The sequence below is a fragment of the Streptomyces sp. NPDC059080 genome (assembly GCF_042739975.1).
Lineage (GTDB): Bacteria > Actinomycetota > Actinomycetes > Streptomycetales > Streptomycetaceae > Streptomyces > Streptomyces benahoarensis.
Genome location: NZ_JBHYGX010000007.1, coordinates 158,970 through 177,247, shown reverse-complemented (window position 1 = coordinate 177,247; position 18,278 = coordinate 158,970). Strand labels below are relative to the sequence as shown.

Below are 18,278 nucleotides of genomic sequence, written 5' to 3'. Positions count from 1 at the left end.
GAGCGCCCCCCCCCCCCGACGCGCACCCCCCCGCCCGCCCCCCGCTCGCCCTCCGGTACGGCCGACGGCTCCGCCGGGCCGCCCCGCCGGACGCTTCGGGCACGGAGCGCCGGGATCCGGCCGCCGACCCAGATCAGGAAGGGCGTCGGCAGGAACACCAGGTCGGCGGCGATCATCGCCGCGGAGAAGAACGGCAGCCCGAGCAGGAACGCGATCGAAAGGTGCTCGCAGACCATCACGACCAGCAGCACGTTCTTCAGCCGCCGGTTGAAAAGGGTGAACGGGAAGGCGACCTGCACGATCACCGTGCCGTAGGTGAAGAGCAGAACCAGCAGGCCGCTGGTGGCGAGCAGCCCGGAGAGCTCCGGCCACGGCGAGAAGTAGTCCAGGTGCATCGGGTAGTAGACCGCGGTGCCGTCCTGCCAGCGCGAGCCCTGGATCTTGAACCAGCCGGCGGTCGCGTAGACCAGACAGACCTCGACCATGATCACCAGCAGGGCGCCGTTGTGCAGCACCACGCCGAGGACGTCGAGCACGGTCCGCGGCTCGCCCGGCGCGCGGCGGTCCACCACCCACCGCAGCCCGTGCGCGGCCCACAGCAGCCACAGCGCCAGGCCCCAGCCGACGTACGGGAACGGGCCGTGCCCGAACCAGCTCAGGCCATAGCACCCGAGCAGTTGGGCCACGGCGAGGGCCAGGCCGAGGACGGTCCACAGCGCGATGCCCGGCAGATCGCGCCCGGCGTCCTCACCGCGCGCGGCCGCGCGCCGCGCGCGGCGGGCGTCCAGCGACCACACCTGCCCGCACCGGGTCAGCACCAGGTACATCGACATCAGATGGATGATGTTGTCGCCGCCGTCGCCGATGAAGACACTGCGGTTCTGCAGCGACAGCACGCCGATCATGAACAGGACCGACATGGTGCGGGTGCGCCAGCCCAGCATCAGCAGCGCGGCGGAGACGATCGCGAGGATATAGACCACCTCGAACCAGCCACGCCCGTCCGACCACGGCAGCACCGAGAAGGCGTGGTTGCCGTCGAGCAGCCGCCGCGCCATGTCCAGGCTGAACGGGCTGTCGGGCCCGTAGAGCACCGCACGGTGCGGCCACTCGCGGAGCAGGAACAGCAGCCAGGTCGCCGCGAACCCGATCCGGACCACCGCCGTCTGGTACGGCGCCATCGCCCGCCCGGTGACCAACCGGAAACCACGCCCTACGAGACGTTCGACACGGGTCTCGGGGAGGGGCGAGATGGGGCGTTCCGGCGCGCCGGTGGCTGGTGGGGTGTCCGAGGAGGGCGTGGTCGGTGAGCCTGCCGAGGCCGGTGAGCCCACCGAGGCCGGAGCGGCTGGTGAGCCCGTCGAGGCCGGTGAGCCCGTCGAGGCTGAAGCGGCAGGCGAGCCCGGAGCGGCCTCCCGCGCCTGCGGGGCCCGCCGCTCCTCCTGGTACCCCTGATCCGGCCGATCCGGCTGGTTCTGCCGATCCTGCTGATCCGGCTGATCCGGCTGATCCGGCTGATCCGGCTGATCCGGCTGATCCGGCTGATCCGGCTGATCGCGCTGATCCCGCCGGTCCCGTGGCGCGTCCGGTGCTGCGGTCACTTGGTCTTCGTCCCCTCGGGCAGGTCGGCCGTGGTGACCTGCCACCAGGGCAGCACACGGAACGCGGGCTTGTCGCTGATCTTCTCGCTGCTCCAGCGCGGCGGGGCGACCGGCGTCGTCACCGAACGGACCTGAAGCCGCTCGACCCGGCCCTGCCGCGACCACTCCGGCCCCATCCGCTCCATCATGATCCGCCGGATGTACCGCTCGGACAGCTCACCACGCACCCCGATCGCGGCGTTCTGCTCGTTGTGCGTGCTGACGAAGTACTCCCAGCCGCGCCGCAGTTGGTTCTGCTGCGTATGGCTCGGGGCCGGATTGTGGTGGATCGCCCGGCCGTCGCGCGCGGTGAGATCGGTCCAGCCGGTGGTCCGCAGCCCGCCGTCGCCGGTACGCAGCTCTGCTCGCGCCTGGACGGCGATGTTCTGCTGCATCGGGTTGGGGGCGAAGAGCTTCCAGTTCTGCTCGTACTCGGGGTAGACGTACTCGCCGATCGCCGAGCCCTGCGCCTTGGTGAGCGTGTTCTCCGGCGCGACGTGCAGAAACATCATGGCCAGATGGATCGCCACGGCCACGGCCACGACGCTGACCGCCATACATATGACGATCCGCGAGGGCAGCGAGAGCGCGGCCACCGACCGCGGTTCGTCCCCGATTGACTGCATTCCCGCCCCGTTCCCAGATTCCCGACCGGCCCACTACGCCCCGGAACCGTACCCAGAGACCCGCACCGGGCACAGCCGCACCCGATCACCGTCGGCCCCGGCACCGTGGCGGATGCGCGGGGCCGACGCCCGGGGCGGGCCTCGCCGGACGCCTCCCGGACCCGCAGCCGGACGCCTCCCGGACCCGCCGCCGTACGCGTTCCGGAACGCCCGCCCTCCGCGCTACCGCCGTACGCGCCCGCCCTCGCCCGGCGAAGACCCCGCCCCCGAAGCCGTACGCATTCCCAATTCCTGCAACCTGTTCTACCTTGGCGCCTCGTCATGTCAGCCGCCCGCGGAAGGACAACCAGTGGACTTCACCCTCACCGAGGAGCAGCAGGCCGCCACCGAGGCGGCGAAGGCCGTGTTCGCGCACGTGGCGCCCGATGCGGTGCCCAGCCCCGCGCTCACCGCGGGCGCCGTCGCCGACGACTTCGACCGGGACCTGTGGCGCACCCTCGCCCACGCCGACCTGCTGAGCCTGCTGACGGCGCCCGAGTACGGCGGCGCCGGGCTCGACCCGATCGCCCTCTGCCTGGTGCTGCGCGAGGCCGGCCGCGTACTGGCCCGCGTCCCGCTCCTGGAGTGCGCCGCCGCCTCCCGCCTCCTGCAACACCACGCACCGGAAGCGGTACGCGCCGAGCTGCTGCCCCGTATCGGCCGCGGCGAGTTGGTGATCACCACGGCCTCCGACGGCCGCACCGGCCATGACGCGGCGGAGCTGGCCGTCACCGCGCGGCAGGACGACGACGGCTGGCTGCTCGACGGCGTCCAGACCGCCGTTCCCTGGGCATACGGCGCCGACCGGGTGCTGCTGCCCGCGCGCACCCCCGACGGACGGCCGGTCCTCGCCCTCGCCCCGCTCACCGCCCCCGGCCTGAGCCGCCACGAGCAGATCTCGACCACCGGCGAACGGTACGCCGAACTGCGGCTCGCCTCGGTACGTCTCACCGCCCCGGACGTCCTGACCGCCCCCGGCGCCACCGAGGAGCTACGACAGCTGCTGACCTGCGGCACCTGCGCGCTCGCCCTGGGCCTGGGCGAGGCGGTGCTCGCGATGACCGCCGACTACACCGGGAAGCGCGAACAGTTCGGCTTCCCCCTCGCCACGTTCCAGGCGGTCGCGGTGCAGGCCGCCGACCGGTTCATCGATCTACGGGCGATGGCGGCCACCCTCTGGCAGGCCGCCTGGCGCATCGGCACGGACACGGCGGGCGCGCTGCCGCCGGAGGGGGATGTGGCGGTCGCCAAGATCTGGGCGTCGGACGGCATCCGCCGCACCGTGCAGACCGCTCAGCATCTGCACGGCGGCTTCGGCGCGGACACCGACTACCCGCTGCACCGCTACCACGCCTGGGCCAAACAGCTGGAACTCTCCCTCGGCCCCGCCGCCGCCCACGAGGAAGCCCTCGGCGACCTCCTCGCCGCCCACTCGCTACGGGAGGAGGACTGACCTGGGGGGCGGGGCTCAGGGCGAGTCGCCGCAGGCCGGGGAGCGCGGGCGCCGACCGGGCCCCGGAATCAGACCACCGCGCCGGTCCCGCCCTTGCCGTCCATGACCGGACGACCTGCGGACTCCCACGCCTGCATCCCGCCGGCGACGTTCACCGCGTCGATGCCCTGCTGGATCAGATACTGAGCGACCTGCGCGGACCGTCCACCGGACCGGCAGATCACATAGACCTTGCCGTCGGCCGGCGCCGCCTCCGTCAACTCGCCGTAACGGGCGACGAAATCGCTCATCGGCAGGTGCAGGGCGCCCTCGGCGTGCCCCGCCGTCCACTCGTCGTCCTCGCGGACGTCCAGCAGGAAATCCTCGGACGTGAGCGCGTCGACACCAACCGTGGGCAGAGAAGTGTGCATGTCCCCGACGCTACCCGACCAGCTGGGAGAGGTGTGCCTCGCGCTCGGCGACATCGGCGAGCAGCTTCTCGGCGATCTCGTCCAGCAGCCCGTCCGGGTCCTGCGGCGCCATCTTGATCATCGCGCCGATCGCGCTCTCCTCCAGCTCGGCCGCGACCGCCGCGAGCATCTCCTTCCGCTCCGCCAGCCACTCCAGCCGCGCGTACAGCTCCTCGCCCGCGCTCAGCCGCTCCTCGGCGGGCACCGGACCGGCCTCCCACTCCCGCGTCAGCGCACCCAGCGCCGCCTCATCCCCCGCGGCGTACGCGGCATTGACCCGGGCGATGAACGCGTCCCGGCGCCGCCGCTCCGCGTCATCGCGCGCCAGGTCCGGATGGGCCTTGCGCACCAGATCGCGGTACGCCCGGCGCGACCCCTCACTGGGCCGCACCTTCTGCGGCGGCTGCACCGGCTGCTCGGTGAGCATCGCCTGCGCCTCCGGGAACAACCCGTCCGACCCCATCCAGCCGTGGAACAACTCCTCCACCGCGGGCATCGGCAACACCGCCGCCCTCGCCTCCCGGGCCTTACGGACGTCCTCGGGGTCACCGGTCCGCGCGGCGACCACCTCCGCGATCTGCGCGTCCAGCTCGTCGAGCCGGGCATACATCGGGCCGAGCCGCTGATGGTGCAGGCGGGAGAAGTTCTCCACCTCCACCCGGAACGTCTCCACCGCGATCTCGAACTCGATCAACGCCTGCTCCGCAGCGCGCACCGCCACCGCAAGCCGCGCCGTCGCCGCCTCCGCGGCCGCACCATCTGCCCCGGACACCCCGGACACCCCGGACGCCTCGGACGCCCCGGACGCCCCCGGCACATCCGTCGCATCCGGCGCGACCGCCGCCCCCCTGGAGTCGGTGGCGTCCGCCGCTCCCGTGGCGTCGGCTCCGTGCCGGCCGTCCTGCGCGTTCTCCGCGTACGAGTTCGTCACCCGGCCAGCGTACGGCCCTGGGGTGGGGGGCGGGTTCGTGCTCGGGGGAGGTGGGGTGGACCGGGGTGCGGTCGCCGCCGGCTGGTCCCCGAAGCGCGAAGCGTGACGCGCCACCGCCGTCCCGCCCGGGCTCACACCCCCACCGCTTCCTCCATCTCCTCTTCCTCCGCGGCCTGTTCAACGGTCTCGCGGGGAGTTCTGCCGCGCCCCGCGCCCGTCCGCGGCCCGGTCTCGGTCACCGTGGCGGCCACCGCCGCTGCCGCCAGCGCCGTGGCACGCTCGGCGGCCTCGTTCTCGGCGGCCTTACGGCGCCGCTCCGCCAGGCCCGCGACGGTGACCACGGCGGCGCCGACAAGCAGCCAGATCGCCAGGGTCCAGACGTGTCCGGCCAGTCCGTAGCCGTCGAAGTAGACATGGCTGCGGGTGCCTTCGACGAAGCCCGCACCGTTCCAGAAGGAGTGCAGGGCGGCGAAGAAGCCGTTCTGCATCTCGGGCCGGAAGATGCCGCCGGACGAGGTGAAGTTGAGCATCACGAAGAGGGCCATCACGCAGAGCGTCGTCCAGCGCCTGAGGAAGGTGTGCAGGCCGACGCCGATCAGCAGGATCCCTGCGGAATACAGCCAGGCCAGGCCCCACAGTCCCCACAGTCCGTGATCGACGAGGTGAAAGACGGGTCCGGCGAACAGCACGCCGAGGACGCTGACCACGAGGGACGTACCGGCGGCCAGCAGCGCCCGCAGCCGCATCGGGAGGACCGCTCCGGCGCCGCCGATGACCGCGACCGACGCGTACGAGCCGATGCTGATCGCCACGAGCAGGAAGAAGATGCCCTGGCCGGTGGGGTCGTCCTTCGCCGTCGGCGCGACGTCGGTGACCTTCAGTGGCTGCCCCTGCGCGGCGGCGAGCGGCGTGAAGATCTTCTGGACCACGGTGGCGCTGGTGTCCGATCCGGCGGTGGCCACGAGCAGTTCGGGCGCCTGCCGCTGCCCGCCGTGGGCCGTGGCGCCCTTGAGGACGTACGCGCCGAAGATGTCCTGGTGGCGGAGCTGGTCCACGGCGTCCGCGCGGTGGGCGACCGTCCGCACCTGGAGTTCCCCGGCGGCCTTGTCGTTGATCGACTGGGCCAGCAGTTGGGCGCTCTGCCCGGAGCCGACGACGGCGACCGGCAGGTCGTGCGGTGCCGGGTTGGCGAACGCGCCGAGGTAGGCCAGGCCCATCCCGATGCACATCAGCAGCGGGGTGATCAGGTGCGTCAGCACGTGGCGCAGCCCGGCGGCGTGCGGATTGCGGCGGTGGTCACGTCCGTGATCGGGGTGAGGGTCGGAGCGGACCGGACTCATGGGGCATGCCTTCTCACGCTAGTCGGCTCAGCTGCGAGCCAATGGATGGCTTTTGCAACCTTCAGGGTTCATCGGTTGGCTTATGCAACTCAAATTCGCGTTGTACTATACAACTACTCCCCGGAAAGGCAACCCATGACCCAGCGCGACGCGTCCGTCGAGACCATCCAGCAGCAGCTCACCGCCTTCGCCCGGCGCGCCCGCGCCACCGCCGCCCGCATCCACCCCGAGCTGTCCCTGGTCTCGTACACCTTGCTGGCACACCTCGATGACCAGCAGGGATGCCGGGCGACTGACCTCGCGGCGCACTACTTCCTGGACAAGTCCACGGTCAGCCGCCAGATCGCCGCGCTGGAGAAGCTGGGGTTCGTGGAGCGCCGGGTGGACCCGGACGACCACCGCGTGCAGGTGCTGCACCCCACACCCGCGGGCGCCGCGGTGCTGTCGAACGCGATGACCAGCCGCCGCCAGGCGTTCCACGAACGGCTCGGCGACTGGGACGACGCCGACCTCGCCCGCTTCGCGTCCTACCTGCTGCGCTACAACGCCGCCCAGGAGCTGAAGGGCTGACCGCCCGCGGCTACTTGCGGAAGCGCTCCGGGCACCGGCCGCCGTCGGCCAGATACGTCTCGGCCCACCGCCCCAGCTCCTGGAGCGCGGGCTCCATGGCGCGACCGGCCTCGGTCAGCCGGTACGCGACGCGCAGCGGAGGTCCGGCGTCCACCTCGCGCACCACCAGGCCGGTCGCCGCCAGCTCCGCGAGGCGGTCGGAGAGCATCCGCTCGCTGATACCCGGGATCGCCCGCCGCAGATCGGCGAAGTGCACCGGTCCGGGCATCAGCGTGGCCACGATCAGGCCGGTCCACCGCTTCCCGAACAGCCCGAAGACGCGCGTGATCCCGCCGTCGGCCTGCCTGCACACCGCCTCGCCGTGGTCCGCCATGCCCCCAGCGTACCGCCTTCCCGTTGGGTACTGCGAAAAAGTAAGTACCTGTATTATGGATAGCTACGTACACACTTCAACCATCGGGCCGTGCAGTGTCCGGCCGCGACCGAAGGGCCGATCGTCATGGCCACACTCCTCCACCTCCGGGCGACCGCGGCCCTCGCCGCCGCCTGACACCCGCCGCTTCCGTACGCCCCGGGGACGGCCGGCCACACCGCGTCACCCCGGGGCCGGAACCCGGCCGATATTCCGGACGAGGCGATCTCCCGCCCCCGGGACGGGAGATGTGAGAAGCACAACGAAAGACCCCCGGCTTCCGGATTTCTCCGGAGACCGGGGGTCTCATCTGTGCGCGAGGGGGGAGTTGAACCCCCACGCCCTTTCGGGCACTGGAACCTGAATCCAGCGCGTCTGCCTATTCCGCCACCCGCGCATGGGTGTTGCCGTTGGATTCTCTCACTCGATCCGGGTTTTTCTTTCCCGTTTCGGGGGGAGCGCCTTGCGACATGCAGAACATTAGCACGGCGTGGCGGGTGGTTTCACCTGCCCTTTCCTGGCCCCCGGCGGGGGCGCGCACCGGCGGCCGACGGCGGGCCGCGGCCCCGGTGCCGGTCCGCCCGGCGGACGCACAAGCGCCCCACCTCGGCCTACACCCCCTCGATCCCGGCCACCCGGCGTCGGGACCCGGCCCCGCCCGGAGCGAGGTGAACGGTTGCGGGACACTGTCCGCGGGGCACCTCTACCATCGCAGTGCACGGACGACGGGCACGGCTCGACGCCCCAACAGGCAACCCTGTGAGGGGGGACACTCGTCACTCCGGGCGGGAAAGGGGAACCAGCTGATTTCCCGGCGCGTGGATACGATCGGTAAGCAGTATCAGGACGACCCTGTCGAAGACTGAGGAAGGAGGTGCCCCGTGGGAGTACTGAAGCGCTTCGAGCAGCGTCTCGAAGGTCTCGTCAACGGCACCTTCGCCAAGGTGTTCAAGTCCGAGGTGCAGCCCGTTGAGATCGCCGGTGCGCTCCAGCGCGAATGCGACAACAATGCGACCATCTGGAACCGCGACCGCACCGTCGTCCCCAACGACTTCATCGTCGAGCTGAGCACACCCGACTACGAGCGGCTCAGCCCGTACAGCGGGCAGCTCGGTGACGAGCTGTCCGGGATGGTCCGCGACTACGCCAAGCAGCAGCGGTACACCTTCATGGGCTCCATCAAGGTGCACCTGGAGAAGGCCGAAGATCTCGACACCGGCCTGTACCGCGTACGCAGCCGCACCCTCGCCTCCAGCACGTCCCAGGAGCAGCCGGGGCAGGCGCCCACCGGGCGCGTCCCGTCGGCGCCCCGGGGCGGCCAGACCGGCGGCGGCCATGTGGGCCCGCCCCCCATGCCCTCGTCCCCGCCGCCCGGCGCACCGCCCCGTGCGGCACCGCCCGGTGCCGGGCCGCAGCCGCACGCACAGACGCGGCGCTGGATCGAGATCAACGGCACCCGCCACCAGATCTCGCGCGGCTCGCTCGTACTGGGCCGCAGCACCGACGCCGACGTCCGGATCGACGACCCCGGGGTTTCCCGGCGGCACTGTGAGATCCGCGTCGGCCCGCCCCCCATGGTCCAGGACCTGGGCTCCACGAACGGGATCGTGGTGGACGGGCAACACACCACCCGCGCTAGTCTCCGCGACGGCTCGCGGATTGTCGTGGGCAGTACCACCATCGTTTACCGGCAAGCCGAAGGGTGAAGCGGGGGCAATGTCAGAGCTGACCCTCACGGTCATGCGGTTGGGTTTCCTCGCCGTACTGTGGCTGTTCGTTATCGTGGCCGTTCAGGTCATCCGCAGCGATCTGTTCGGCACGCGCGTCACACAGCGCGGCGCCGCCCGGCGGGGCGGTCAGGAGGCGCGCGCCCAGCGGCAGTCCGCCGCGCCGCCACAGCAGCGGCGCCAGGAAGGCGGCCGCGGCAACAACCGGCAGCGCCGGGGCGCCCCCACCAAGCTGGTCGTCTCCGAAGGCACCCTTCAGGGCACCACCGTCGCCCTCCAGGGCCAGACCATCTCCCTGGGCCGGGCGCACGATTCGACGATCGTCCTGGACGACGACTACGCGTCCAGCAGGCATGCCAGGATCTACCCGGACCGTGACGGCCAGTGGATTGTCGAGGACCTCGGCTCCACCAACGGCACGTACCTGGACCGGAACCGCCTGACGACGCCGACGCCGATCCCGCTGGGGGCTCCGATCCGCATCGGCAAGACCGTCATCGAGCTGCGGAAGTAGTACGACTTATGAGCGAGCGGAGCGAGCGAGCCGCGGCGGTCCACTCGGCGGCCCCGAGCGTGCTCCCGACCGGAGGGTGGGCAGTGTGGCTCGACAAGACCGGCTGTACCCCGAGCCGACAGGTGAGGTGCACATGAGTCTTTCCCTGCGCTTCGCCGCCGGATCGCACAAGGGCATGATCCGGGAGGGCAACGAGGACTCGGGTTACGCGGGCCCGCGGCTGCTTGCCATCGCCGACGGCATGGGCGGCCAGGCCGCGGGCGAGGTCGCCTCGTCCGAGGTGATCTCCACCCTCGTCCAGCTCGACGACGACGTTCCCGGCTCCGACATCCTCACCTCCCTCGGCAACGCCGTGCAGCGCGCCAACGACCAGCTGCGCGTCATGGTCGAGGAGGACCCGCAGCTCGACGGCATGGGCACCACCCTGACCGCACTGCTGTGGACGGGCCAGCGCCTCGGCCTGGTGCACGTCGGCGACTCCCGCGCGTACCTGCTGCGGGACGGGCAGCTCACCCAGATCACGCAGGACCACACCTGGGTGCAGCGCCTCGTCGACGAGGGCCGGATCACCGAGGAAGAGGCCACCACGCACCCACAGCGCTCGCTGCTGATGCGGGCCCTGGGCAGTGGCGACCGCGTGGAGCCGGACCTGTCGATCCGCGAGGTCCGCGCCGGTGACCGCTACCTGATCTGCTCGGACGGCCTCTCCGGTGTCGTCAGCCAACAGACGCTGGAGGAGACCCTCGCCAGCTATCACGGACCGCACGAGACGATCCAGGAGCTGATCCAGCTCGCGCTGCGCGGCGGCGGTCCCGACAACATCACCTGCATCGTCGCCGACGTTCTCGACGTCGACGGCAACGAGGCGCTGGCCGGGCAGCTCAACGACACCCCGGTCATCGTCGGCGCGGTCGCCGAGAACCAGCACCAGCTCAGCGACCCGAGCACCCTTCAGACCCCGGCCGCCCGCGCCGCCGAGCTGGGCCGCGGCCGGGACGTCCCGGCGCAGGCACCCGGCGGCGCCTTCGGCCCGCCCGGTAGCGGCGACGGCGAGTCGGGCGGGGAGCCGCAGGGCTCGTTCGGCGCCTTCGCCGACGAGGACTTCGCCAAGCCGCGGCGCCGCGGCACCTGGATCAAGCGGTCGCTGTTCTCGGCGCTCACGCTGGCCGTCGTCGGCGGCGGGCTCTACGCGGGCTACCGCTGGACGCAGACCCAGTACTTCGTCGGCGCCAAGGACGACCATGTCGCGCTCTACCGGGGCCTCAGCCAGGACCTCGCGTGGATCTCGCTGAACAAGGTCGATCAGGATCACCCCGAGATCGAACTCAAGTACCTACCGCTGTACCAGCAGAACCAGGTCAAGGAGACGATCCCGGCCGACAACCGCGACGAGGCGACCCTCAAGGTCACCGAGCTGGGCAAGCAGGCCCACGCCTGTCTGAGCAAGCAGCAGCGGGAGGCCGCCGAGCGCGCCACGGCCAAGGCCAAGAAGGATCAGGAGAAGGCGGAGGGCCACGGCCAGACCGGCAACACGACCGGTCACAAGCCCGGTACCCCCGGTACTCCCACGGTCCCGGGCGACCGGACCGCCACCGCCGGCACCGCCGGCACCCCCGGCGCGCTCGTGTCCCCGTCGACTCCCCCGGCCGACATCACCAGCCAGGCCCCCTCCGAGGAGCAGTTGAAGCTGGAAAAGAATTGCAGCACCCAGCAGTGAGGGCGTAGGGGGCCGTACACGTCATGAGCAGTACCACCAACACCACCACCATCGGCACCATCGGAGCCCCGAGCCGCCGCAACACCGAGCTGGCGATGCTCGTCTTCGCGGTGATCATCCCGGTCTTCGCGTACATCAACGTCGGGCTCGCCAAGAAGCAGGCCGTCCCCGCCGGGGTCTTCGGCTACGCGCTCGGGCTGGCGCTGCTGGCGGGCGTGGCGCATCTCGTCGTCCGCAAGTGGGCGCCGTACGCGGACCCGCTGATGCTGCCGATCGCCACCCTGCTCAACGGTCTCGGGCTGGTCTTCATCTGGCGGCTCGACCAGGAACCGAAGATCACCACCCCACAGTTGGGCGGCCCGATGGCGCCCGGCCAGCTGATGTGGTCGACGGTGGGTGTCGCGCTCTTCCTCGGCGTGCTGATCCTGCTCAAGGACCATCGCGTCCTGCAGCGCTACACCTACATCTCGATGGTGCTCGCGCTGGTCCTGCTGATCGCGCCGATCTTCTTCCCCGCCCGCTACGGCGCGCGCATCTGGATCACGCTGCCGGGCATCGGTTCGCTGCAGCCCGGTGAGTTCGCGAAGATCATCATCGCGGTGTTCTTCGCCGGATACCTGATGGTGAAGCGGGACGCGCTGGCGCTGGCCAGCCGCCGCTTCATGGGCCTGTACCTGCCGCGTGGGCGTGACCTCGGGCCGATCCTCGTCATCTGGGCGCTGAGCCTGATGATCCTGGTCTTCGAGACCGACCTGGGCACCTCACTGCTCTTCTTCGGCCTCTTCGTGATCATGCTGTACGTCGCGACCGAGCGGACCAGCTGGATCGTCTTCGGTCTGCTGCTGAGCGCCGGCGGCGCCGTCGCGGTGGCCACCTTCGAATCGCACGTCCAGGTCCGTGTCCACAACTGGCTCAACCCGCTGGAGCTGCTCGACGGCGGCGTCACCGAGACCGCGCAGGCCATGTACTCCTTCGGCTCCGGCGGCATCCTCGGCTCCGGTCTCGGCCAGGGCTACTCCCGGCTGATCGGCGGCATCGCGCCGAAGAGCGACTACATCCTCGCCACCGTCGGCGAGGAGACCGGGCTGGCCGGCCTGATGGCCGTCCTGCTGCTGTACGGCCTGCTCATCGAGCGGGGCATCCGCACGGCGCTCGCCGCCCGCGACCCGTTCGGCAAGCTGCTGGCCGTCGGCCTGTCCGGCGCCTTCGCGCTACAGGTCTTCGTCGTCGCCGGTGGCGTGACGGGCCTGATCCCGCTGACCGGTATGACGATGCCGTTCCTCGCCCAGGGTGGTTCGTCCGTGATCGCCAACTGGGCGCTGGTCGGCATCCTGCTGCGGATCAGCGACACCGCCCGGCGGCCTGCCCCGGCCCCCGCCCCCTCCACCGATGCCGAGATGACCCAGGTGGTCCGCCCGTGAACAAGCCCCTGCGCCGGGTCGCGATCTTCTGCGGCCTGCTCGTCCTCGCCCTGCTCGTCCGCGTCAACTGGGTGCAGTTCGTCCAGGCCGACGAGTTGAAGAACGATGACAACAACCGCCGCGTCGCCATCGAGCGGTACAGCACGCCGCGCGGCGACATCATCGTCGACGGCAATGCCGTCACCGACTCCACGACGACCGGCGTCGGCGACTACAAGTACAAGCGGACGTACAAGAACGGCAAGATGTGGGCGCCGGTCACGGGCTACGCCTCGCAGGCGTTCGACGCCAACCAGCTGGAGAAGCTGTACGACAAGATCCTCACCGGCACCGACGACCGGCTCTTCTTCAGCCGCACCGTCGACATGCTGACCGGCCGCAAGCAGGAGGGCGGTGACGTCGTCACCACCCTCAGCGCCAAGGCCCAGAAGGCCGCCTTCGAGGGTCTGGGCAACAAGAAGGGCGCGGTCGCCGCGCTCAATCCGGAGACCGGCGCGATCCTGGCACTGGCCACGGCGCCGTCGTACGACCCGTCCACCTTCGCCGGTATGAGCGACAAGGACTCCGAGGCGTACAACGCGCTCCAGAAGACCCACGACCCGGACGACCCGACGCTGAACCGCGCACTGCGGCAGACGTACCCGCCCGGCTCCACCTTCAAGGTCGTCACCGCGGCGGCGGCCCTGGAGAACGGTCTCTACACCGACATCGACGCCCCGACGCAGTCCCCGCTGCCCTGGTACCTGCCGGACACCAACCACGTCCCGCTGCCGAACGAGGGCAACATCCCCTGCAAGGACGCCAGCCTCCGCGAGGCGCTGCGCTGGTCGTGCAACACCGTCTTCGGCAAGATCAGCGCCGACCTCGGCAACAAGAAGATGATGGCCGAGGCGGAGAAGTTCGGGTTCAACAACCCGAAGATCTACACCCCGGTCCGCCTCGAGGAGAGCATCTACCCTGAGGACAACCGCCCACAGAACGCCCAGGCGGGCATCGGCCAGGCATCGAACCGCGCCACCCCGCTCCAGATGGCGATGGTCACCGCGGCCATCGCCAACGGCGGCAAGCTGATGGAGCCGTACATGGTCGACAAGCTGGTCGCGCCCAACCTCAACGTCGTGGAGCAGCACACGCCGAAGGAGATGAGCCAGCCGCTCAAGCCGGAGAACGCCCAGAAGCTCCAGGACATGATGGAGACGGTCGTCAAGAACGGTACGGGCACCTCCGCGCAGATCCCGGGCGTGACGGTCGGCGGCAAGACCGGTACCGCGCAGCACGGTATGGGCAACAAGGAAAACCCGTACGCGTGGTTCATCTCCTACGCGAAGACCGCCAAGGGCACCCCGGTCGCTGTCGCCGTCGTCATTGAGGGGTCCGACACACTTCGCGGCGACATCGCGGGTGGCAAGCTCGCCGCCCCGATCGCGAAGAGCGTGATGGAAGCGGTGCTCAGCGACAAGAAGTGACTCCTGGGCGGGGCCGTACCGGTCAGATATCAGGTTGCGGTTACGGCCCGGCCCGGTGCGGCGCGCCGGGTACGGTATGCCCGGACAGCACACCGCCGGACCACACACGGGTGCGGTCGGGACTGACGGAGAGGGCTGGAGAAGCTTATGGATGAGCCGCGTCGCCTCGGCGGCCGGTACGAGCTGGGCTCGGTGCTCGGCCGCGGTGGCATGGCCGAGGTGTACCTCGCCCACGACAGCCGCCTGGGCCGCACCGTAGCGGTGAAGACGCTGCGGGTGGACCTCGCCCGCGACCCGTCCTTCCAAGCCCGGTTCCGCCGTGAGGCCCAGTCGGCCGCCTCCCTGAACCATCCGTCCATCGTCGCGGTCTACGACACCGGCGAGGACTACGTCGACGGCGTCTCGATCCCGTACATCGTCATGGAGTACGTCGACGGCTCCACCCTGCGGGAGCTGCTGCACTCCGGTCGGAAGCTGCTGCCCGAGCGGTCCCTGGAGATGACCACCGGGGTGCTCCAGGCGCTGGAGTACTCGCACCGGGCCGGCATCGTGCACCGCGACATCAAGCCTGCCAACGTCATGCTGAACCGCGCCGGCCAGGTCAAGGTCATGGACTTCGGTATCGCCCGGGCGATGGGCGACGCCGGGATGACCATGACGCAGACCGCCGCGGTCATCGGCACGGCGCAGTACCTCTCCCCGGAGCAGGCCAAGGGCGAGCAGGTCGACGCCCGCTCCGACCTCTATTCCACCGGTTGTCTGCTCTACGAACTCCTCACCGTCCGGCCGCCGTTCATCGGTGACTCGCCGGTCGCCGTGGCGTACCAGCATGTGCGGGAGGAGCCGCAGAAGCCCAGCAACTTCGATCCCGAGATCACGCCGGAGATGGACGCCATCGTCCTCAAGGCGCTGACCAAGGACCCGGACTACCGCTATCAGTCGGCCGATGAGATGCGCGCCGACATCGAGGCGGCGCTGGACGGCCAGCCGGTCGCGGCCACCGCCGCGATGGGCGCGGGCGGTTTCGACCAGGACCAGCCCACGACGATGCTGCGGCCGCAGGACCCGGGCGCGCAGACCGCGATGCTGCCGCCGATGAACCCCGACGACGGCGGTTACGGCTACGACGAGCGGCCCGCGGGCCGCCGCGCCGGTGCCTCCGGCCCCCCGAAGAAGAACCACACCTCGACGGTCCTGCTGGCCGTCGCCGGTGTCCTCGTCCTGGTCGGGGCGATCTTCATCGGCAAGGCGATGTTCAGCGGCAACAAGTCCGGGAGCGGGGTGTCGGTGCCCAATGTTGTCGGCAGCACCCTGGCTCAGGCGAAGGATTCCGCCCGGAACAACGGCGATCTGAAGGTCGCCAAGGGCGGCAGCGAGGCGTGCGAGAACGTCGACAAGGGGCAGATCACCAAGCAGGACCCGGCGTACGGCGGCACCCTCGACAAGGGCGGCACGATCAACGTCACGGTGTGCACCGGCCCCAAGCAGGTGCAGGTCCCCAACGTCCGCGGCTTCAACGAGAACGAGGCGCGGTCCGAGCTGAAGGCCAAGGGCTTCGAGAACATCGAGGTCGCGCAGAAGGCATCCGAACAGACTCCGGGCACCGTCCTCGACCAGGACCCGAAGCCGGGCGCCAGCAAGCCGAAGAACACCACGATCACGCTGACGATCGCCAAGGCCAACCCGAAGGTGAAGGTCCCCGACGTCGTCGGCAACGACTTCGCCGCGGCGGAGAAGCAGCTGAAGGACCTCCAGCTCCAGGTCACCAAGCAGGAGCAGGAGGTGACCGATCCGGCGCAGGTCGGCAAGGTCACCGCCATGGATCCGGCGGGCCAGACGGAGGTCGACGTCAACACCATGGTCACGCTGACCGTCGGCAAGGCGGCGGCGCAGAAGCCGGTGCCCGGTGTCGTCGGCCAGAAGGTGAAGGACGCGAAGAAGGCGCTCCAGGACGCCGGGTTCACCAACATCCAGTTCGCGGACGGCAGCAGCCAGGACGACAACGCCCGGGTCGTGTCGCAGGACCCCGCGGGCGAGACCCCGTCCGACCCCGCCTCCACGACCGTGACGCTGACCACCATGGACGGCGGTGACCACGGGAACAACGGCGGCGGCTGGCCGTTCGGCTAACGGCCGTAGCCCGGTACCAGGTCTCTGACCAACCAAGTAACGCCCGATCCACACGTGAGCCCCGGCCCCCTTCCCAGGGGCCGGGGCTCACGCCGTGCCGTGACGGACGTGGTTCCTTCGCCCTAGGGGGTGTCCGCAGAGTGGCGCCGCGAGCCAGGCGGGACTTTGCGGACACGCCCTGGCCCGCCCTAGCCCAGTTCCTTCGGCGGGGTGCGGTCCGCGTCGACCTTCTCGGTGCGGTCCAGTTCGCCCCAGACGATGTAGCGGAAGTTCGAGGTGTAGACCGGGGTGCAGGTCGTCAGCGTGATGTAGCGGCCCGCCTGGTGCTTACCGGACTCCTTGGGGACACGGTCGAGGACGTCCACGTTGTACTTCGAGGTCTGGTCGAGCACCGCGTAGACCTTGTAGACGTACCAGGTGTCCTTGGTCTCGAAGACGATCGGGTCGCCCTCGCGGAGCTTGTCGATGTTGTGGAACTTCGCGCCGTGACCGTCGCGGTGGGCGGCGAGCGTGAAGTTGCCCTTCTTGTCCTGCGGCAGCGCGGAGGCGACCGGCTTGGTGTAATAGCCCGCCACGCCTTCGTTGAGGATCTCGGAGCCGGTGCCCTTCTTGACCAGCACCTCGCCGTTCTTCATCGCCGGGACGTGCAGAAAGCCGATGCCGTCCTTGGTATCCAGCTTCCCCGGTCCCTTGGGACTCGGGGCGGCCCAGTGGCGGCGCATCTCGTCGCCCTGCTTGTCGGCGGCCTGGTCGGCGAGGACGTTCGTCCACCACAGCGAGTACGCGACGAACAGGCTGAGGATCAGCCCGGCGGTGATCAGCAGCTCGCCGATCACGCTGATCACGGCGGCGATGGAGCGACGCATCCGGCGTGGCCGGTTCGGCGGCGCGGACCGTTGGATGTCCTCGTCATGGCCCGTGGCAGTCACCGCGTAGTACCCCTCTTACCTTCGGTCAGCCGGTGAGCGCATCCGGTTCGCCCTTGCTCCGCGGCTGCGCCGCGACCATCTTGCCCCAGACGATCATCCGGTAGGTACTGGTGAATTCCGGAGTGCAGGTCGTCAGCGTGAGGTAGCGGCCCGGCACCTTGAAACCGGACCCCTGCGGCACCGGCTGGATGACGCTGACGTTCTGCGGGCTGGTCTGCGGGAGGATGCTCTCCATTTGGTACATGTAGTACGTACTCTGCGTCTCCACGACGATCTTGTCGCCCGGGCTGAGCTTGTTGATGTAGCGGAACGGCTCGCCGTGTGTGTTGCGGTGGGCGGCCACCGCGAAGTTGCCCTGCTTGTCCCAGGGCATCGCCGTCTTGATCCCGCTGGCCTTGCCGTAGTGCCCGACCATGCCCCGGTCCAGCACGGAGTGCTTGTCGATGCCCTCGGCGATCGGCGCCTTCACGTCCAGCTTCGGGATGTACATGATGGCGAAGCGTTCGCCCCCGGCCAGCGACTTCTTCTCGCCGCCACCCTCCTCCCACTGGTGCTGGAGGGTGTTGGCGGCGCCGCCCGCCTCCTGCTGGGCCAGGACGTTGGTCCACCACAGCTGGTAGGTGACGAACAGCAGCATCACCACGCCGAGCGTGATGAACACCTCGCCGATGGCGCGGCTGGCGATGAGGCTCAGGCTCTCCTTCGCGGCGCGGGCGGCGCGGCGGGCCTCCAGGCGCGAGGTGGGCGCGGGCGGCGGTGACGGCGGGGCGCTCGCGGCCGCGGCGCCACCGTGCTTGCCGCGACGCCCGCCGCGCTTCGTCGCCTGCTGGGCCGCCTTACGGCGCGCGGCGCGTCCACCGGGAGCCGGGGCGCCCGCCGTTTCACGTGAAACACCCTCGGTTTCACGTGAAACC

General features: G+C 70.2%; 17 protein-coding genes and 1 tRNA gene. 9 read left to right on the top strand and 9 right to left on the bottom strand.

The annotated features are described in order from the left end of the window. Positions 1–1,181 (bottom strand): HTTM domain-containing protein (locus tag ACFWWQ_RS08250; RefSeq protein ID WP_384592048.1); only part of this gene is annotated, 1,181 nt, incomplete at its 3' end. Positions 1,182–1,251: 70 nt separating this feature from the next. Here ACFWWQ_RS08250 and ACFWWQ_RS08245 point away from each other — a divergent pair. Continuing rightward, complete coding sequence (locus tag ACFWWQ_RS08245) at positions 1,252–1,455, top strand: hypothetical protein (protein ID WP_384592045.1); 204 nt, start codon at positions 1,252–1,254, stop codon at positions 1,453–1,455. A 142-nt stretch (positions 1,456–1,597) separates the two neighbouring features. On the opposite strand, the gene ACFWWQ_RS08240 is transcribed toward ACFWWQ_RS08245, so the two are convergent. Next, a complete protein-coding gene (locus ACFWWQ_RS08240) occupies positions 1,598–2,266 on the bottom strand; it encodes a DUF5819 family protein (RefSeq protein WP_384592042.1) in 669 nt (222 codons plus the stop codon). Between the two features lie 349 nt (positions 2,267–2,615). On the opposite strand from ACFWWQ_RS08240, the gene ACFWWQ_RS08235 reads away from it, so the two are divergent. Further along, positions 2,616–3,758: an acyl-CoA dehydrogenase family protein gene (locus tag ACFWWQ_RS08235; RefSeq protein ID WP_384592039.1), complete on the top strand. Its 1,143-nt coding sequence runs from the start codon at positions 2,616–2,618 to the stop codon at positions 3,756–3,758. Positions 3,759–3,826: 68 nt separating this feature from the next. Here ACFWWQ_RS08235 and ACFWWQ_RS08230 read toward each other — a convergent pair whose 3' ends face one another. The 3 genes from ACFWWQ_RS08230 to ACFWWQ_RS08220 form a co-directional block, all read right to left on the bottom strand. After that, positions 3,827–4,156, bottom strand: a complete 330-nt coding sequence (locus tag ACFWWQ_RS08230; RefSeq protein WP_384592215.1) for a rhodanese-like domain-containing protein — start codon at positions 4,154–4,156, stop codon at positions 3,827–3,829. A 22-nt stretch (positions 4,157–4,178) separates the two neighbouring features. After that, complete coding sequence (locus tag ACFWWQ_RS08225; RefSeq protein WP_384592036.1) at positions 4,179–5,138, bottom strand: hypothetical protein; 960 nt, start codon at positions 5,136–5,138, stop codon at positions 4,179–4,181. Positions 5,139–5,269: 131 nt separating this feature from the next. Next, positions 5,270–6,478: a hypothetical protein gene (locus tag ACFWWQ_RS08220; protein ID WP_384592033.1), complete on the bottom strand. Its 1,209-nt coding sequence runs from the start codon at positions 6,476–6,478 to the stop codon at positions 5,270–5,272. A 135-nt stretch (positions 6,479–6,613) separates the two neighbouring features. On the opposite strand from ACFWWQ_RS08220, the gene ACFWWQ_RS08215 reads away from it, so the two are divergent. Beyond that, positions 6,614–7,048: a MarR family winged helix-turn-helix transcriptional regulator gene (locus tag ACFWWQ_RS08215; RefSeq protein WP_384592030.1), complete on the top strand. Its 435-nt coding sequence runs from the start codon at positions 6,614–6,616 to the stop codon at positions 7,046–7,048. A gap of 10 nt (positions 7,049–7,058) precedes the next feature. Here ACFWWQ_RS08215 and ACFWWQ_RS08210 read toward each other — a convergent pair whose 3' ends face one another. Both ACFWWQ_RS08210 and ACFWWQ_RS08205 read right to left on the bottom strand, forming a co-directional pair. Continuing rightward, complete coding sequence (locus tag ACFWWQ_RS08210; protein ID WP_384592027.1) at positions 7,059–7,421, bottom strand: winged helix-turn-helix transcriptional regulator; 363 nt, start codon at positions 7,419–7,421, stop codon at positions 7,059–7,061. Positions 7,422–7,773: 352 nt separating this feature from the next. Continuing rightward, positions 7,774–7,857, bottom strand: a tRNA-Leu gene (locus ACFWWQ_RS08205). Positions 7,858–8,341: 484 nt separating this feature from the next. Here ACFWWQ_RS08205 and ACFWWQ_RS08200 point away from each other — a divergent pair. The 6 genes from ACFWWQ_RS08200 (at position 8,342) to pknB (ending at position 16,435) form a co-directional block, all read left to right on the top strand. Beyond that, positions 8,342–9,166: an FhaA domain-containing protein gene (locus tag ACFWWQ_RS08200; RefSeq protein WP_384592024.1), complete on the top strand. Its 825-nt coding sequence runs from the start codon at positions 8,342–8,344 to the stop codon at positions 9,164–9,166. Between the two features lie 10 nt (positions 9,167–9,176). Beyond that, entirely contained in the window at positions 9,177–9,701 is a 525-nt protein-coding gene (locus ACFWWQ_RS08195) for an FHA domain-containing protein (RefSeq protein WP_384592021.1), read from the top strand. Positions 9,702–9,834: 133 nt separating this feature from the next. After that, a complete protein-coding gene (locus ACFWWQ_RS08190) occupies positions 9,835–11,418 on the top strand; it encodes a Stp1/IreP family PP2C-type Ser/Thr phosphatase (RefSeq protein ID WP_384592018.1) in 1,584 nt (527 codons plus the stop codon). Positions 11,419–11,441: 23 nt separating this feature from the next. Next, positions 11,442–12,839, top strand: coding sequence for an FtsW/RodA/SpoVE family cell cycle protein (locus ACFWWQ_RS08185; RefSeq protein WP_384592015.1), 1,398 nt, complete (start codon positions 11,442–11,444; stop codon positions 12,837–12,839). Further along, the gene (locus tag ACFWWQ_RS08180) at positions 12,836–14,305 is read left to right on the top strand and encodes a peptidoglycan D,D-transpeptidase FtsI family protein (RefSeq protein ID WP_384592012.1); all 1,470 of its coding nucleotides are present in this window, start codon (positions 12,836–12,838) and stop codon (positions 14,303–14,305) included. Before ACFWWQ_RS08185 ends, ACFWWQ_RS08180 begins: the two co-directional genes overlap by 4 nt. Positions 14,306–14,452: 147 nt before the next feature. Beyond that, positions 14,453–16,435 (top strand): Stk1 family PASTA domain-containing Ser/Thr kinase, encoded by a 1,983-nt coding sequence (gene pknB, locus ACFWWQ_RS08175; RefSeq protein WP_384592009.1) that lies wholly within the window; start codon positions 14,453–14,455, stop codon positions 16,433–16,435. Between the two features lie 188 nt (positions 16,436–16,623). Here pknB and ACFWWQ_RS08170 read toward each other — a convergent pair whose 3' ends face one another. Continuing rightward, entirely contained in the window at positions 16,624–17,364 is a 741-nt protein-coding gene (locus ACFWWQ_RS08170; protein ID WP_384592006.1) for a class E sortase, read from the bottom strand. Positions 17,365–17,389: 25 nt separating this feature from the next. Then, the coding region (locus ACFWWQ_RS08165; protein WP_384592003.1) for a class E sortase at positions 17,390–18,278 on the bottom strand (889 nt) is incomplete at its 5' end.

Coding starts and splice junctions, on each gene's coding strand:
- ACFWWQ_RS08215 (WP_384592030.1), top strand. CDS start 6,614: ATGACCCAGCGCGACGCGTCCGTCGAGACCATCCAGCAGCAGCTCACC.
- ACFWWQ_RS08185 (WP_384592015.1), top strand. CDS start 11,442: ATGAGCAGTACCACCAACACCACCACCATCGGCACCATCGGAGCCCCG.
- ACFWWQ_RS08190 (WP_384592018.1), top strand. CDS start 9,835: ATGAGTCTTTCCCTGCGCTTCGCCGCCGGATCGCACAAGGGCATGATC.
- ACFWWQ_RS08220 (WP_384592033.1), bottom strand. CDS start 6,478: ATGAGTCCGGTCCGCTCCGACCCTCACCCCGATCACGGACGTGACCAC.
- ACFWWQ_RS08245 (WP_384592045.1), top strand. CDS start 1,252: ATGGGGCGTTCCGGCGCGCCGGTGGCTGGTGGGGTGTCCGAGGAGGGC.
- ACFWWQ_RS08240 (WP_384592042.1), bottom strand. CDS start 2,266: ATGCAGTCAATCGGGGACGAACCGCGGTCGGTGGCCGCGCTCTCGCTG.
- ACFWWQ_RS08195 (WP_384592021.1), top strand. CDS start 9,177: ATGTCAGAGCTGACCCTCACGGTCATGCGGTTGGGTTTCCTCGCCGTA.
- ACFWWQ_RS08210 (WP_384592027.1), bottom strand. CDS start 7,421: ATGGCGGACCACGGCGAGGCGGTGTGCAGGCAGGCCGACGGCGGGATC.
- pknB (WP_384592009.1), top strand. CDS start 14,453: ATGGATGAGCCGCGTCGCCTCGGCGGCCGGTACGAGCTGGGCTCGGTG.